The 16648-nt window shown below is 60.9% G+C and carries 11 protein-coding genes and 1 pseudogene; 6 read left to right on the forward strand and 6 right to left on the reverse strand.

Features of this window, described 5'->3' with window-relative positions; translation table 11 throughout:
- Positions 1-1447, forward strand: a pseudogene (locus TRP66_RS18210) (hypothetical protein); the annotation flags it as partial.
- Positions 1444-2184 (forward strand): hypothetical protein, encoded by a 741-nt coding sequence (locus TRP66_RS18215; RefSeq protein ID WP_333405355.1) that lies wholly within the window; start codon positions 1444-1446, stop codon positions 2182-2184. The pseudogene TRP66_RS18210 and the gene TRP66_RS18215, both read left to right, overlap by 4 nt.
- A 20-nt stretch (positions 2185-2204) precedes the next feature.
- On the opposite strand, the gene TRP66_RS18220 is transcribed toward TRP66_RS18215, so the two are convergent.
- The 5 genes from TRP66_RS18220 to amaB all read right to left on the reverse strand — a co-directional run bounded on the left by TRP66_RS18220 (position 2205) and on the right by amaB (position 9856).
- Positions 2205-4439 carry an ATP-binding protein gene (locus tag TRP66_RS18220; protein WP_333405357.1) on the reverse strand — a complete coding sequence of 745 codons (2235 nt, stop codon included), beginning with the start codon at positions 4437-4439 and terminating at the stop codon, positions 2205-2207.
- The gene (locus TRP66_RS18225) at positions 4436-5050 is read right to left on the reverse strand and encodes a biliverdin-producing heme oxygenase (RefSeq protein ID WP_333405359.1); all 615 of its coding nucleotides are present in this window, start codon (positions 5048-5050) and stop codon (positions 4436-4438) included. Before TRP66_RS18225 ends, TRP66_RS18220 begins: the two co-directional genes overlap by 4 nt.
- A gap of 241 nt (positions 5051-5291) precedes the next feature.
- Positions 5292-6686 carry an amino acid permease gene (locus TRP66_RS18230; protein ID WP_333405361.1) on the reverse strand — a complete coding sequence of 465 codons (1395 nt, stop codon included), beginning with the start codon at positions 6684-6686 and terminating at the stop codon, positions 5292-5294.
- A 313-nt stretch (positions 6687-6999) separates the two neighbouring features.
- Positions 7000-8286 carry an L-pipecolate oxidase gene (amaA, locus tag TRP66_RS18235; RefSeq protein ID WP_333405363.1) on the reverse strand — a complete coding sequence of 429 codons (1287 nt, stop codon included), beginning with the start codon at positions 8284-8286 and terminating at the stop codon, positions 7000-7002.
- 79 nt (positions 8287-8365) lie between these two features.
- Complete coding sequence (amaB, locus tag TRP66_RS18240; RefSeq protein WP_333405365.1) at positions 8366-9856, reverse strand: L-piperidine-6-carboxylate dehydrogenase; 1491 nt, start codon at positions 9854-9856, stop codon at positions 8366-8368.
- Positions 9857-10007: 151 nt separating this feature from the next.
- On the opposite strand from amaB, the gene TRP66_RS18245 reads away from it, so the two are divergent.
- The 4 genes from TRP66_RS18245 to TRP66_RS18260 all read left to right on the forward strand — a co-directional run bounded on the left by TRP66_RS18245 (position 10008) and on the right by TRP66_RS18260 (position 15532).
- Entirely contained in the window at positions 10008-10901 is an 894-nt protein-coding gene (locus tag TRP66_RS18245) for a LysR family transcriptional regulator (protein WP_333405367.1), read from the forward strand.
- A gap of 167 nt (positions 10902-11068) precedes the next feature.
- Complete coding sequence (locus TRP66_RS18250; RefSeq protein ID WP_333405368.1) at positions 11069-12319, forward strand: 2-aminoadipate transaminase; 1251 nt, start codon at positions 11069-11071, stop codon at positions 12317-12319.
- A gap of 37 nt (positions 12320-12356) precedes the next feature.
- Positions 12357-13745, forward strand: coding sequence for a 2-oxoadipate dioxygenase/decarboxylase HglS (hglS, locus tag TRP66_RS18255; RefSeq protein WP_333405370.1), 1389 nt, complete (start codon positions 12357-12359; stop codon positions 13743-13745).
- 458 nt (positions 13746-14203) lie between these two features.
- The gene (locus TRP66_RS18260; RefSeq protein ID WP_333405372.1) at positions 14204-15532 is read left to right on the forward strand and encodes a DUF3100 domain-containing protein; all 1329 of its coding nucleotides are present in this window, start codon (positions 14204-14206) and stop codon (positions 15530-15532) included.
- 103 nt (positions 15533-15635) lie between these two features.
- Here the strand turns inward: TRP66_RS18260 and TRP66_RS18265 are convergent, their stop codons facing one another.
- Complete coding sequence (locus tag TRP66_RS18265; protein ID WP_333405374.1) at positions 15636-16553, reverse strand: LysR substrate-binding domain-containing protein; 918 nt, start codon at positions 16551-16553, stop codon at positions 15636-15638.
- Between the last annotated feature and the right edge of the window lie 95 nt (positions 16554-16648).

The raw sequence follows: 16648 nt of genomic DNA on the forward strand, positions 1-16648 counted from the left end.
GCGCCACCTGCAGACACTTCAGGCTGATCTACGTCAGCACCACCTGCGCATCCCCGAGCTGCTGGATTTTCAGGACAAGCACTACAGCCGCCTGATCCACAACGAAATGCGCGCCTTCCTGGACGCCAACCTGTCCCTGGAGCACTGGCAACCCCGCGCCGAAGCCTGGGCCGGACGCCTGCTCACCGGCGCCGCCACAGGCATCACCTGGGGCGTGGTCATGATCAACTTCATCAGCACCGCCTTTCTCATGGCCGACCTGACCCGCGACGGCGACTTCGGGGCTCAGGACATGATCAAGGTCAGCTACGGACTGGCATATACGGGCAGTTTGTTGATGGGGATTTATGTGGCAGCGCCTTGGGCGGTGATCAAGGCGGCGGGGCCGGAACGAGTGGGTTCTAAAGTGGTTAGCGTTCTGGAGCGCTCGGCATCCCACTGGGCCGCTCAGGGGAAAAAGGTTTGGACGGATGCGGTGCGAAGCTTCAAAGTCGGGCTGCTGGCGATGGGTGCGTTGGGCTTGGCGGGAGCGACTCTGGAGCTGTTTGATATTAACGAAGATCTTAAAAACGCCAAAACCCCAGAAGAAAGATTTTTATTAAAAATAAAATTGTCTGCAGTCGCAGGAATGGGGAGCGGCGCCTTATTGCAGATCGGAGCAGTTATAGCCCCTAAAATTTTGGCCGCATTTGTCATGAGCTGGATTATGAACATTTTTTTGCTAGCTGTAGGATTAGTTTATATTTTTGCGACCATGCTATTAAACGCACTAAAACAAGACAGCATAGGTCTATGGTTGCGAAAGTGTTGCTGGTCTCATTCCGACCACAGCCTTTACTCTGAAACCCCAGCGGGAATAGCCGAGGAACGAAATCGTCTTACAGAAATAATGCTTAGCCCTAAAATCTTGGTAAAACAAACAACCACTACTAACATGGAGTGGGCAGGGCGAATCGGCTACCACCCGTTTGAAAAACAAAACGGTGCCTGGATACAGATTCAATTCCCTGGCTATTTGCGCGGTCAGTCGATAGATTTCTTCGTCATCAGTAGCGAACGTTCATGGCACATGATGGAGGTGCGGAAAAGTGAACAGTCCATCATGGAATCGTTCGTGAACGCAGGCTATTTTGAAAGCGCAGCGTCTTTCGGTTCAGTTACCAATCAAAGTCCCCAAAGCTGTCTGCGCTTTCCACCCGTACCTCCTCAAGGGGAAGACATCGTATGGCGAACCTGGGTGCCGCTGTCTGACGAAGCCGACTTCATCGAATTGCAGATCTGGTATCCAAAACATATCGTTTTTCCAAGCCCTCAGGATGTGGGTTACCTGTATCAGGTCAAACTGAATCGCCAAGGCGAAACTGCGGCAGAGGGCCTATTACCCCTCGAGCTGGAGGTCAAATCTCTGACAAGAAAAAATGCAGAGAAGCTGGAACTTCCTCAATGAAAAAAACTAACTACCCGGATGTTGAAAATATCAATCTACCGGATCACTACAAACAATTGTTTTCTGATTACCACTCAAGATCAAGGAAGCCAGAACTTGTCATGCAATGGTCTGCCGAAGCCATTGCAGGGTCGCCTCGGCACGCGCTATTTTATCGCTGGTTCGCCGCAGGCGTCGCTCTTTATTTTTTGACAATAGTCATATATCTTCTTGGCATTGATGAGGAACTCGAATTCGTTATAGTTATAGCAGTGCTCTTGGGAACGATTTCAGGGTCTGCCGTTGCCGCAAGAGAAACAAAAGTAATTTACCGATATCGGGTATACAAAACACATGCCCGACTCGCTTATTGCCTTAGCATTCCCAAATATACAGGCACAACTCTAAAAAGTTTTGCAGCGTTCAGCAGCTGCTGCATACTTGCAGTCGTTTTGATCAGCGGCTCCATCCTTGCACTAGTGGGGTCCGGAGGTATTGCAATTGTTGCAGCGTCAAGATTACTGGTCACCAAGTCTCCGAAAAAGCGTGAATGGAGTATGCCTTGGGACGAGTACAACTCCGTCACCGTCGACCGTAAACGCCGCTTCGTCGTGACTCATACAACCGACCCGACCCTCGGCTTCGAAGCCCGACTCCCAAACGACGAACTGCTGGAGCAGTACCTGGCATTCCTGCGCAGCGTACTGCCCCCCTCTGCACAGTTCACGGAGAAGAAGTGGAATCTTTCCCTGATCTGATCCAGAACGTCATCCGGCTGTCAGCACACCATAGGCACAGTGAAGCGGAATTCGCTCCCCTGCCCGATCGTGCTTTCGGCCGCCAGTACGCCGCCGTGGGCCTTGATGATGCCTTGGGAGATGTACAGCCCAAGGCCTGTGCCGGTGGGGTTGCCTTCTTTCACAGTCCAGTAGCGCTCGAAGATATGGGGCAGTTGCTCGGGCGCTATGCCCTCGCCGGAGTCACGCACGGTGAACAGGATCTCACTGCCGCTAGCCATCGCGGCGACGCCGATGCGGCCCTGCTTGGGCGTGAACTTGATGGCGTTGCCGATCAGGTTGGACAGCACCTGGAACAGGCGCTCGGGATCGGCCTGGACTTTGAGGTCCGGTTCGGCGTTGAAGGAAAGGTCGATGGACTTGTCCAGCGCCAATGGCGCCAGCAACGAATAGGCTTCTTCGAAGATCTGGCTCACTTCCAGCGGTTGCGGGTTGATGACGTAGCGGCCGGCCTCGATCTTGGAGGTGTCCAGCAGGTCCTCGAGCAGCACGTTCATGCGGCTGGCGGCCTGTTGCATGGTGTCGATGGCAGAGGAGATGCGCCGTGATGTGTGCGGGCCGTCGGAGCTGAACGTCTTCTGCATCATGCCGCACAGCATGGAGATCACGGTCATTGGGTTGCGCAGGTCGTGGGAAACCACCGCAACCAGCTCATCCCTGGCGCGGACCGCTTGTTGCTCGCGGCGCACCTGACGCGCCAGATCGTCTTCCAGCGCGGAGCGACGCAGGTCGTTGGCCGCGAAGAGATCGCCGTGAGTCCATTTCGCGGCAATTCCAGCCATTTCCACTTTCCAGATTTCGAACGAAGTCCTGGGTCTCAGCCGCAGGCCCGCTTCGGACTCTTCGAAGTTGAGGGGTTTGTCCGGATTACCGCTCCATTGAATGGTCTCCTTGACCTCGGGGCGGAACCACAACACTCCGTTGTCCACCGGTTTGGGCAGGCTCATGGCGAGCACGCCGCTGGCGACCGGCTGAAAAGCCTGGGCCGGCGGATAGACGCTCGACAGATGATGACTGGAGAACACCTGCTCGCCACGCCCGTTCAGCCACCGATGCAATGCCCGGATCTCTTCGGGTTCCGGGCAGCGTCCGAAGCGTTGCAGCGTCTGGCCTTCGATGATCGCCACGCCCTGCGCGTCGGTCAGCTCCATCAACAGTTGCGGCTGCGCCGCGAGGCCATCGAACACGTTGTCGGTAGCGGCTGACATGGCCTCGTTGAGTTCGGTGAGCGCCTGGGTTTTGGCATCACGCTGACGGGCAACCTCAAGAGCTTCCAGCGCACTGATCTGCAGCGACAGGACCTGCCCAAGCGCCTGGCAGCTACTGCGCAGTTCATGGGAAACGTACAGCGGCGTGCGGTGGCCGCAACTGATCAGGCCCCAGAGTTTGCCGTCCTGCAGCAGCGATACGCTCATGGACGACAGCACGCCCATGTTTTTCATGTATTGGCAGTGAATCGGGGAGACGCTGCGCAAGGTTGAAAAGCTCAGGTCCAGAGGCTGCCCGTTATCCGGACGCAGTCGGGGCACCAGCGGGACAGGTTCGTAGGCGGCGTCGGGGATGATCCGCAACCAGTTGCGCCGGTACAGCTCGCGTGCCTGTTCCGGGATATCGGACGCCGGAAAGAACAGGCCGTTGAACAGTTCCATCGAAGGCGACGAGGCCTCGGCGATCACCTGACCGTGACCTTCCTCTTCGAAGCGGTAGATCAGCACCCGGTCATAGCCCGTCATGCGCTGAATCTCGCGCACGCTGATTTCGTACAACTCCGGAAGACTCCGTGCCGCATGCAACTGGCGCAGCATCCGTCCCATGTTGGAAGAACGCTCGCGATCGCGAGCCTGCGCGTGCGGATCCTGAACCTCGAGTTCCAGGACCAGCACGTCCTGACTGCGGTGCAACAGGGCTTCGAACTCCACTCCGTTGACGCTCATCAGCAATTGCTGGACATCGCCGGCCAATTGCGCGGTCGCGAGTTCGCGAATCCGCGACGTCCACTCCTCGCCCAACACATCCTCAAGCGGCTGTCCCACGACGGTCTCGGGAGCGACGCCAAGCAACGCCTCGACGTTGGCGCTCACCTGCCATATCCGCCAGTCCGGCTCGGAGAGCGTGAACAGCAAACCATGGGGCTGAATGGCGCCCGGATACTGGATAGGCTCATCCGCGCAATTGGCAAGCAGGACTTCGAATGACTCCTGGTCGAGTTGGCTCATGACAGCACCTTGCGAGCGTCGAGCCAGTGCTCGAACCTGGTGAATGTGGACTGGGCCGCCAATGCCGCGGCCTCGATGGCACGCGGGTCGCGCGGCGCGACTTGCAAATGGTTGAGAAAGGCTTTCCAGCGCTTGCCGGTGGTCGCGCCGTAGACGTCGAGAAATCGTGCGCCGCTGTGCTCGTCCAGGCCGATACGCGCGTGCACTTCCCGACGCAGCAACTGCCCGCCGAGGGTGGCGCCTTCAAGCACGTACATTACTCCGAGACAGGCGCCCGGCGAATCGATCACAGGCAACTGTTCGCAGTGAGGAAGCTGAAGGATGTCGACGTCGCTCAGGCCCAGCGCTTCGAGGTCCGCGACCAGCGCGGGCGTTTTCATCCGTTCCTCAGGCATCAGACTGGCGGGCATCAGTCCGCTGGCGACGAGCGCCGTTTCCAGCGGTCGATAGAAGCCGTAGTAGGCTTCAAGCAAGCGACGATAGAGCGCTGCATCCAGACTCGGAGTGAAAAACGGCATGCGCTTTTCAAGCCGGACATGTGACTGGCCGGTGCTGGTGCGCAGCGCTTGCAATAATACAGGCGCGGAATCGGGGGTAAACGTTGCCGACATCCGGTAAGGCTCTCGGGAAGGTCTATGGGAGGCGCATCCAAGCGACGGGCATACTCAGGAAACTTGGAAAGCGGTAGCCGACAGACAGTTCCAAAGCGCTCGATCATACACAAAGCTCGTGTATTGAAAACCTTGGGTGTGAATTTATGCGATCAGACCTCGCCACGGGTTCAGACAGATCTCGGCTCGGGACAAGTCCGCCTTGGCGGCATGCGGACTTGTCCTTCGTATGGCGAACAGCTTATTCGTAACGCGCAACGGGATAGGCTCCAGCAGCCTTTCCGCGTCGCACCAGCGCGATCAACAGTATGAATCCCGTCACTCCCGCGGTCATCAACGTTTCGTAGCGGTAGCGTTCGCTGACCAGCATATAGCCGAGCACGACGGCAATGACTGCAATCACCAGCCAGGTCAGCCACGGAAACAGCCACATCTTGAACGCCAGTTCGGTGCCGTTCTTTTGCAGATGCGTACGCATGCGCAACTGCGAGACCGCAATGACCAGATACACCAACAGCGCGATGGCACCGGTCGTCGACAACAGGAAACCGAACACTTTGCCGGGAAAGGCGTAGTTGACGAAGCAGCCCGCGAAACCGGCCAGCGTGGACACCACCACCGCCACAGTCGGCACGCCACTGCCGGAGATTCGCTTGATGGCGGATGGCGCCTCGCCCCGGGCGCCCAGCGAGTACAGCATGCGCGAAGCGGTGTACAAACCCGAGTTCATGCAGCTGGTAACGGCAACCAATACCACCATGTCCACGATCAGCTTGGCCCCCGGCACGTCGAGAATTTCCAGCGCCCGCTGGAACGAACCCACTTGCAGCAGACGCGGGTCGTTCCAGGCGACCAGCGAAACGATGCAGAAGATCGACAGCACATAGAAAATCGCGATGCGGTACACCACCAGATTGGTCGCCTTGCGGATTTTTTCCTTGGGGTTGGCGGTTTCATCGGCGGCGATGGTGACGATTTCCGCTCCGAAGAACGAAAAAATGGTGATCAGCACGCCTCCCAGCACCGCACCGAAGCCATTGGGCATGAAGCCACCGCTGGACCAGAGTCGCTCTACGCCGGAGACCGGCGCCAGCGGCCAGAAGCCCAGCAACGCCGAGCCGCAGATCAGAATGAATGCCACGATGGCAATCACCTTGACCAAGGCGAACCAGTATTCGAACTCGCCGAAGTTGCTCACGCTTACCAGGTTGGTGCCGGACAGGACGATCATGATCAGGAAGGCAAACAGCCAGGACGGCACTCCGGGCATCCAGGCGTGCAGAATGTCGGCGCCGGCGATGGCTTCGACAGGGATGATCAGCACCCAGAACCACCAGTACAACCAGCCGATGGTGAACCCCGCCCAAGGGCCGATGGCCTGACCGGCGTAGGTCGAGAACGATCCACTATTGGGGTTGGCGATCGCCATTTCCCCCAGCATCCGCATCACCAGCAGTACCAGCAGGCCGGTGATACCGTAGGAAATCAGAATCGCCGGTCCCGCAGTGGCGATGGCGTTGGAAGAGCCGATGAACAGACCGGCACCGATGATGCCGGCGATGGAAATCATCGAGACCTGACGCGAGGTCAGGCCGTGTTTCAGGGAGCGCTGCTGATGAGTCTTTTTCGATGTCATGTTCGATACCTCAACGTCCGCGTTGCACAAAACGGGGCCTGCGACCGGTGCGCGCAAACGCGCCGGAACGGGCGACCTGGGATGGGTGCAGCCTGTACCGCTGGCGGAGTTATTCCGGTGTGGAGTCCGCCACGGACAGTGGGCAGTCGGTGAGGCGAGAAGCACGGCAAGGCCGGGCGAGTGAAAAACTTGCCATTTGGAGTTCCTTGTATTGATTTCGAACGGCAGCTGAAATGAACAGGAGTTTTTTGTTGTATGGCTTTTCTTGTCGGAGGTTTTACAGAGCGTTTGGGGTCCTGTCTGGCGTGGCTCCTTACAGCACCACACGCAGGCACTGGCCGGCGTGGTACAAGGTGAAGCCGGTGTCATAGGCCAGAGTGCGCAGCCCGGCGCCAATCACTTTGCCGGCGGAACTGAAGTTGACCGGCAGCGCGTCACTGTCGTCGGTAAGCAGGTAGTCGGCGAAGCACTTGCCGACCAGCGTTCCGGTGGTCACGCCCCGCCCGTTGAAGCCGGTCGCGGCGAGCAGCCCCGGCGCCGGTTCGAACAGACGCAACAGATGATCCGGCGTGAACCCGATCCGGCCGGTCCAGGTCGTCTCCCACTCCACTTGGCCCAGTTCCGGAAAGTAGTGCTGCTGAATGCGGTCGGCCCATCGGCGCACGAACCACAGCGGATAGTTGCCGGCGTTGCCGAGACTGCCCAGCAGCAGTCGTCCATGAGCATCGCGGCGAATGCTGCTGAGCACCGTTCGTGTATCCCACGACCCCTGACCGCCCGGCAATATCGCCTTCTGCGCCGCACCGCTCAAAGGCGTCGACGCGACCTGGTAGTAATAACCGGCAAAGATGTGATCCTTGACGTCGGTCCACTCGCCTTCGGTGTAGGCGTTGGAGGCGATGATGACTTTCGCCGCGCGCACGCTGCCGTGGTCGGTGACGACTCTCCAGCCGTCTTCGGCGCGTTGCAGACCGGTGACCGGCGAATCGCCGAACAGCGCGCCACCGTGCTTGACCACGTTGAGCGCCAGGCCGGACACATAGGCCATCGGGTTCAGCGTGCCGGCGCGATGGTCGAGCAGCGCTGCGGCGACCTTGTCAGTGCCGCACGCGTCTTCGCAGGCCTTGCCGGTCAGCAGGTCGAGGTTGGCTCCGCGCCGCTGCCACTGCTCGGCGCGGCTGCGCAGATCCGCAGCCCCCTTGGCGTTGTGCGCCATGTGCAGAGTGCCGGTGCGTGTCGCCTGGCACTCGATACCGTATTTGTCGATAGTCGCGAAGACCAGCGCGGGCGCGCCGCCCAGCGCCGTATTGAGCCGATGCGCTTCGGAGCGCCCTACCACCGCCTCGAGATCGTCGGGCGCGACCCAGGTGCCGGCGTTGACCAGTCCGACATTACGCCCGGAACCGCCGTGTCCGACCTGATGAGCCTCCACCACGCAAACGTTCTTGCCCCCTTCGAGCAGGCGAAGCGCCGCGCTGAGTCCCGTGAACCCGCCGCCGATGATGCAGACGTCCGCCGTATGCTCACCCATCAACCGCGGGCTGAGCGGACGCTGCGGTGTGAGCTGTTCCCAGAGACAACCTTGAGCGAATTGCGCCATCCAATGACTCCAGCACCACGTCTGTCAGAAATATCCATCCACCGTGCGGTGCAGCCCGAAGCCGCACCGCAAGGCGTGATCAGTCAAACACGATACCCTGCGCCAACGGCAGCTCGCGCGAATAATTGACGGTGTTGGTCTGGCGCCGCATGTAGGCTTTCCAGGCATCGGAGCCCGACTCACGGCCACCGCCCGTTTCCTTCTCGCCGCCGAACGCACCGCCGATTTCCGCGCCGCTGGTGCCGATGTTGACGTTGGCAATGCCGCAGTCGCTGCCCGCTGCGCTCTGGAAAGCCTCGGCTTCACGGATATCCAGGGTGAAGATGCAGGACGAGAGCCCTTGCGGCACTTCATTGTTGAGACGCAGCGCCTCGTCGAAGTCGTCGTAGGTCAGCACGTAGAGAATCGGCGCAAAGGTTTCATGACGCACCACGTCGCTCTGCGCGGGCATTTCGACAATGGCCGGCGTGACGTACCAGGCGTCCGGGTACTGGCTTTGCAGTTGACGCTCGCCGCCGAACACCTGGCCGCCTTCGTCCCGGGCGCGGGCCAGAGCGTCTTGCATGGCGGAGAACGCCTGCTTGTCGATCAACGGGCCGATCAGGTTGCCTTCGCGAGGGTCGCCCACCCGTACCTTGGCATAAGCCGCCTTGACCCGCGCGACCACCTCGTCCTTGATCGAGCGATGCACGATCAGGCGACGCAAGGTGGTGCAACGCTGGCCAGCGGTCCCTACGGCGCTGAACAGAATGCCACGCACCGCCAGATCCAGGTCGGCGCTCGGGGCCAGAATCATCGCGTTGTTGCCGCCCAGCTCCAGAATGCTGCGACCGAAGCGCGCCGCCACCCGAGGCCCGACCTCACGACCCATACGCGTGCTGCCAGTCGCGCTGACCAGCGCCACGCGCGGATCGTCCACCAGCGCCTCGCCGGCGTCGCGGTCGCCGATGATCAACTGGGCCAGTCCCTGGGGCGCGTCGCCGAAGATCTTCAGGGCTTTTTCGAACAGCGCCTGGCTGGCGAGGGCGGTGAGCGGAGTCTTCTCCGACGGTTTCCAGATCACCGGGTTGCCGCAGACCAGCGCCAGCGTGGTGTTCCACGCCCAGACCGCCACCGGAAAGTTGAAGGCGCTGACGACGCCCACTACGCCCAGCGGATGCCAGGTTTCACGCATGTGATGGCCCGGACGCTCGGACGCGATGGTCAGGCCGTACAGCTGCCGCGACAGACCGACGGCGAAATCGCAGATGTCGATCATTTCCTGCACTTCACCCAGGCCTTCCTGGGTGATCTTGCCGGCTTCGATAGACACCAGTTCACCCAGCGCCGCCTTATGTTCACGCAAGACTTCGCCGAAGATCCGCACCAGTTCGCCACGACGCGGCGCCGGTACGCTGCGCCATGCCTGGAAAGCGGCATGGGCGCGGTCGACAGTGGCCGTTACCTGCACCTTGTCCAGCAGAGCGACGGAGGCGATGCGGCTACCGTCGATGGGCGTATGAACCGGGTGAGTCCCTTCGGCGTATGCGCTTTGCGCCACGCCCAGGCTTGCGAGCAACTCGGCAACCATGTTGATTCTCCTGCGTATGCCACTGGTTGAAATCATTGATGTCGGTCAGTATTGATCCACGCCGGGTCTTGCCACAAACGACCATTTAGAAAAATATGATTCCTTAATGGAATGAACTCTCTCCCCTCTTCTCCCGACAGGTACGTTTCCGATGTCCAAGCGTTTGATGCCCTCGACCACCGCCCTGCAATGTTTCGAAGCGGCGGCCCGGCATCTGAGCTTTACCCGCGCAGCCCAGGAACTGCACCTGACCCAGAGCGCGGTGAGCAAGCAGGTCGCCCAACTGGAAGAAATGCTCTGCCACCCGCTGTTTCAGCGCATCCGTCGCCGTCTGCACCTGACGCCCGCCGGCGAGCTGTACATGGCCGAGGTCAACAAGATTCTGACTCAGGTGGACATGTCCAGCCGTTACATCCTGACCTACGGCGGCGAGACCGAAGTGCTCAAGATCGCCACGCAACCGACCTTCGGCGACCGTTGGCTGGTACCCAATCTCAAGGGCTTCGGCAGTCGCAATCCGGGCATTCATCTGGACATCCGCAGCGAGCTGGAACCCTTCGACCTGGTGCGCGCCAAGGCCGATGTCGCGTTCTTCTTCGGCCAGGGCACCTGGCCCGGCGCGACCTGCATCGAACTGTTCAAGGAGGAAGTGGTGCCGGTGTGCGCGCCGGATTTACTGGTGGAACAGGCAGACAGTGCCGAAGCCTTGACCGGTCATACCCTGCTGCAATGCACCTCACGACCGGAAGCCTGGCACGAATGGTTTCAGGAGCAGGATCTGCAATCGCAGAACGCGTATCACGGCCCGCGTTTCGACACCTTCTACATGTGCATCCGCGCGGCGCAGGCCGGCTGCGGTATCGCGCTGGTCCCGCGCTATCTGGTCAGCGATGAACTGGCCGAGGGCAAACTGATCGTGCCCTGGGACCACCCGATGCAGAGCGATGGGTCGCATTTCCTGGCCCATGCCGAACATGCCGCACAGGTACCGAAAGTCCGGGCATTCGTGGAATGGATCACCCGCAGGGTCCAAGCGCCAGGCTGACGCACATCCTGAATTAATGGAATGACACGGCGATTTTATTTCGTTTGCGGCCGGTGGAGCTTGTTCGCTTAGATAAAGGCATCGCCCAACCGAGCAGGACGCCCCATGCCTTCGCCCGCCGTGCCCCGAACCCCTCCGCTCCGCCACTGCCCACCGGAGGTTTGCCGATGAACCACGCCTCGGTGAGTGAATCCATCTCCTGTGTGCATCCCATTACCTTGGCCCACGGTCGCAACGCTGAAGTCTGGGATACCGACGGCAAGCGTTATATCGATTTTGTGGGGGGCATCGGCGTGCTCAACCTGGGGCACTGTAATCCACGAATCGTCGAAGCCATCCGCGAGCAGGCCGGCAAACTGACCCATTACTGCTTCAACGCGACGCCCCATGCGCCCTACATCGACTTCATGCAGCAGCTGACGGATTTCATCCCGGTCAGCTATCCGGTCAGCGGCATGCTCACCAACAGCGGCGCGGAAGCGGCGGAAAATGCCCTGAAGATCGTACGCGGCGCCACCGGGCGCACGGCGGTCATTGCCTTCGATGGCGGCTTCCATGGCCGGACGCTGGCGACGCTGAACCTCAACGGCAAGGTCGCACCCTATAAACAGAAGGTCGGTGTCTTGCCCGGCCCGGTGTATCACGTTCCCTACCCAAGCCCCGACACAGGTGTCTCTTGCGCCGAAGCGCTCAAGGCTCTCGATCGGTTGTTCAGCGTCGAACTGGATGTCAACGATGTCGCCTGCATCATCTTCGAGCCGATCCAGGGCGAAGGCGGCTTTCTGGCGATGGATCCTGAATTCGCCAAGGCCCTGCGCGCTTTCTGCGACCAGCATGGCATCGTGCTGATCGCCGACGAGATTCAGTCCGGATTCGGTCGCAGCGGCCAGCGCTTTGCCTTCAGTCGCCTGGGCGTGGAGCCGGACCTGATTCTGCTGGGCAAAAGCATCGCCGGCGGCATCCCGCTGGGGGCCGTGGTCGGACGCAAGACGCTGCTCGACACCTTGCCCAAGGGCGGGTTGGGCGGTACTTATTCGGGAAACCCGATCGCCTGTGCGGCGGGGCTCGCCTCGCTGGCGCAGATGACCGATGAAAACCTCTCGCGCTGGGGCGAAATGCAGGAGCAGGCCATCCTGTCGCGCCACCGCAAATGGCAGGAGCAGAAACTCTCGCCATGGCTAGGCCGGCTGACCGGCGTTGGCTGCATGCGCGGCATCGAGTTCGCCGACGCGCAGGGCAAGCCCGCCCCGCAAGCGCTGGCGCAGCTGCTGGGGCTGGCGCGTGACGCGGGATTGCTGTTGATGCCCAGCGGCAAGTCGAGGCATATCGTGCGCCTGCTGATTCCCCTGACCATCGAACCCGAAACACTGGAGGAAGGCCTGGACATTTTCGAGCGTTGCCTGAGTGCGCTCGACTGACCCCGACCTGATTCACATGACTGGAGAAACGATCCGGATGAACGCAGCCCGATTCGCCAATCGTGACGAGATCCGCGCGAACTTTTCCCGCGCGATGTCGCACATGTACAAGCAGGAGGTCCCGCTCTACGGCACCCTGATGGAGCTGGTCGCCGAGGTGAATGACAGCGTCATGACCCACGATCCTCAGGCCCGGGACAGTCTGACCCGCACCGGCGAGATTCAGCGCCTGGACATGGAACGCCACGGCGCGATCCGCGTGGGTACGGCGCTGGAACTGGCGACCCTCGCCCGCCTGTTCGCAGTCATGGGCATGGAGCCGGTGGGCTATTACGATCTGACGCCCGCCGGCGTGCCGGTGCATTCGACCGCATTTCGCGCGGTGCATGAACAGGCGTTACAGGTCAGCCCGTTTCGGGTGTTCACGTCGCTGCTGCGTCTGGAGCTGATCGAAGACCCGGCTCTGCGGACCTTCGCCCAGCAGGTGCTGGGCAGACGCAACATTTTCACACCCCGAGCCATCGAACTCATAGAGAAGCATGAAGCCGACGGCGGCCTCGACGCAACCGACGCAGCAGACTTCGTCGAGCAGGCGCTGGAAACCTTTCGCTGGCACAGCACGGCGACCGTTTCTCTGGACGAATACCAGCAGCTCAGCGCCCAGCACCGCCTGATCGCGGACGTCGTGGCGTTTCGCGGCCCGCACATCAATCACCTGACGCCACGCACCCTGGACATCGACCGCGTACAGGCGGAAATGCCCGGCAAGGGCATCACGCCCAAAGCGGTCGTGGAAGGCCCGCCGCGGCGCAAGTACCCGATTCTGCTGCGCCAGACCAGTTTCAAGGCCTTGCAGGAACCCATCAGCTTCGTGGGCGATTCCGGCGCACGCTCGGGCAGCCACTCGGCGCGCTTTGGCGAGATCGAACAGCGCGGCGCCGCCCTTACGCCCAAAGGGCGCGCTTTGTATGACCAGTTGCTCGACACCGCCCGAGATGCACTGGGCGAGTTTCCCAGCGAGGCGAATGCGGTCCGTTATGCCGAACTCCTCAAACAGGCCTTCACGGCGTTCCCCGACGACTCCGCGCGGATGCGCGAAGAAGGCTTGGCATTCTTCCGCTACTTCCCCACCGAGCAGGGCCTGGCCGCTGGCGGACAGCCCGGCGCGGGTCTGGAACAGTTGATCGAACAAGGCCACGTGCGTTTCGAGCCGCTGGTTTACGAAGACTTCCTGCCGGTCAGCGCCGCAGGCATCTTCCAGTCCAACCTGGGCGACGATGCGCAGTCGCAGTATGGAGTCGGCTCCAGCCGCCAGGTGTTCGAACAGGCCTTGGGGCGTACGACCCTGAACGAGCTGGCCCTGTATGCCGAAACGGAGCGGCGCTCGCTGGATGAGTGCTTCAGGGCGTTGGGGATCAAACGATAGCGCAGTACATCTGAGATACCGCGTTGCCCGGTTTTACTGCCGCTTTGCGGCAGATCGCGGCTGAAGCCGCTCCTACAGTTTGCATACGCTTTGTAGGAGCGGCTTTAGCCGCGAAGCGCCAGTACATCCAACAAATCCCGCCGCTTTACCCCTCTCCAGCGTTCACAAAAACGCAACGTTAAACAAAATTCCGCGTATTGGTGTGCAGCCTGGGGCTATGCATACTGCGACGGTGCGAGAATCCCGGACCGGCCATTTTCGACGGGTTCGTCCCGTGAAATCAGGCACAAACGGTCGCCCCAAAGGCTCGAAGCAGCCTGGGTCAGGACATTCCCCACGCCATAAGAACAACACACGCAACAAACTTCCAGGCTGCCATGAACGCGTCACCGCGTTCACCTGAACAAAGATAACGACAGAAAAGACCACCAGGTCATTCAGCAGGCAAGGGGATCATCATGCACTACTCACCCGCTACCGTGGCAGGGGATAAACAGGCGGTCTCGGCGACCGTGAAACTCTACATCTGGGCGGCGATCATCCTTATCGTCGCTGAAATGATCGGCGGCATCAGCATTCCGCTGGGTCCCGGCAAGGTCGTCCTGTTGCCCATGGTCTGGGCCTTGCTGCTGGGCGCCATGATCGGCATTGCCAGCAGTCGTCTCCCCTCCAGCATCGGAATCGACCATCGCGCCCAGTTGCGCTCGGCGTCGATCCTGCAACCCGCCCTGCTCGTTTTCATCGCCAAACTCGGCCTGGTGGTGGGCGGCTCGCTGCCGGTGGTGTTCGCCTCCGGCTGGGCACTGATGTTCCAAGAGTTCGGCCACTTCGTCGGCACCGTGATCCTCGGTCTGCCGGTCGCCCTGATGCTGGGCATCAAGCGCGAAGCGGTCGGCGCGACCTTCTCGGTCGGCCGTGAGCCGAGCCTGGCGATCATCGGCGAACGCTATGGCATGGATTCCCCCGAAGGTCGCGGTGTGCTGGCCGAGTACCTGACCGGCACCCTGTTCGGCGCATTGTTCATTGCAGTTGTGGCCGGCTTCATCACCAGCCTGGGGATCTTTCATCCCAACTCGCTGGCAATGGGTTCGGGCATCGGCTCGGGCAGCATGATGGCCGCCGCCGCAGGCGCCATTGCCGCTCAGCAGACGCCGGAAGTCGCCAAGGACGTGATGACCCTGGCCGCTGCGTCGAACCTGATCACCACCACCATTGGCACTTACTTCACACTGTTCATCTCGCTGCCGCTGGCGGTTTGGGGATACCGGGTACTGGAACCGCTGATCGGCCGCACCACCAAGGCATCCATCAGCACCGAAAGCATCAGCCACAAAGACGTCTCCCTCGAAGTGCCCGAGCTGGGCTGGGGCGGCAAGCTCAGTGCCTGGCTGGCCGCCGGCGCCCTGGCGCTGATCGCCAATTACGTGGGCTACAAGACGCTGTCCGCCGATGCGTTCGCGGCGATGGGCATCATGGTGTTCTGCGCGTTCATCGGTGAAGCACTGTGCATTGCCATGCGTCGCAAGATCCCGGCGGTGTGCATGGTGTCGCTGGTGGCGATGTTCCTCACCTCGCCCGCCTGCCCGTGGGCCGCTGAAATCACCCGCATGACCAACTCGATCAACATGCTTGCGGTCATCACGCCGATGCTGGCGTTCGCCGGTCTGTCGATCGCCAAGGACCTGGCCGCGTTCCGCCGCCTGGGCTGGAGGATCGTGCTGGTGTCGTTCCTGGCGAACCTGGGGACCTTCATCGGCGCGGTGCTGATTGCCGAGGCGTTTCACTGACAGGCGCCGCATCTGTAACTGTAGGAGCCAGCTTGCTGGCGATAAATGATTTTGCAGCGAATCGCCAGCAAGGCGGAACGCCGCCCCGGTGGCTCCTACATGATCAAGCCCCTTCCTGCGCCATCATCACCAGCCAATCATGCACGGCACGCCGCGAGGGCGTGCTCAGTGCACCTTCGCGGTACGCCAGCACATATTTCTTCTTGGCCTTGATCGGGTAGCCGAACGGCACGATCAGCGAGCCCTGCTCCAGTTCGTCGGTGATCAGCGCCTTGCGCGCGATCGCCACGCCCATGCCCATGCGCGCCGCTTCGATAGTCAAGTGGTTGCGGTTGAAGGTGTGGCCGCGACGCACGTCGATGCCGTCGGCGCCGATGGCGGTCAGGTAGAACTCCCACTCGGCATATTCGTAGCTGCCTCGCCAGGCGGTGATGTCGTGCAGCAGCGGAAAATGCACCAGCTGGCTGGGCGTATCCAGCGGCGGCCGGCCTTCGAGCAGGCGTGGGGAGCAGACCGGAAACAATTGCTCTTCCAGCAACGAAGTGGTCATCAGGCCCGGATAGCTGCCATCGTTGAGATCGATGGCCAGGTCGAAATCGTCGTCGCGCAACGAGCCGCTGCTGTCCTCGGCGATGATCCGCAACTGAATATCGGGGAAAGCCTGTTGCAGACGCGGCAGCCGGGGCATCAGCCATTTGCTGAGGAAGGATGGAATGCAGCGCAGCTTGAACACCCCGCCGATACGCCCTGAATACAGCAACCGCAACTCGTCGCTGATCCGGCTCTGCACTTCATTGGCCACCAGTGCCAGCCGCTGGCCTTCGGCGGTCAGCTCCAGCCCGCGTCCTACCCGGTGAAACAGCGCGAACCCCAGGCGCTCTTCAAGCTGACGCATCTGCTGGCTGATGGCGCCAGGTGTGACGTGCAGCTCTTCGGCGCAGCGAGTGAAGGACAAATGTCGGGCCGCGCAGGCGAACACCTGAAGCCAGGCATGCATCTGCGCGTTGAAGATTCTACTCATTGAGGAGTTCCGCTAAAGCGTTGCATAGGAACAATCGTTTGTCGTTTGATCGGCGCAAGCCAAACATGAGGACCAGAAAAAGGGCGTTACCGAAC

It is taken from the genome of Pseudomonas sp. JDS28PS106 (genome assembly GCF_036706555.1).
Classification (GTDB): domain Bacteria; phylum Pseudomonadota; class Gammaproteobacteria; order Pseudomonadales; family Pseudomonadaceae; genus Aquipseudomonas.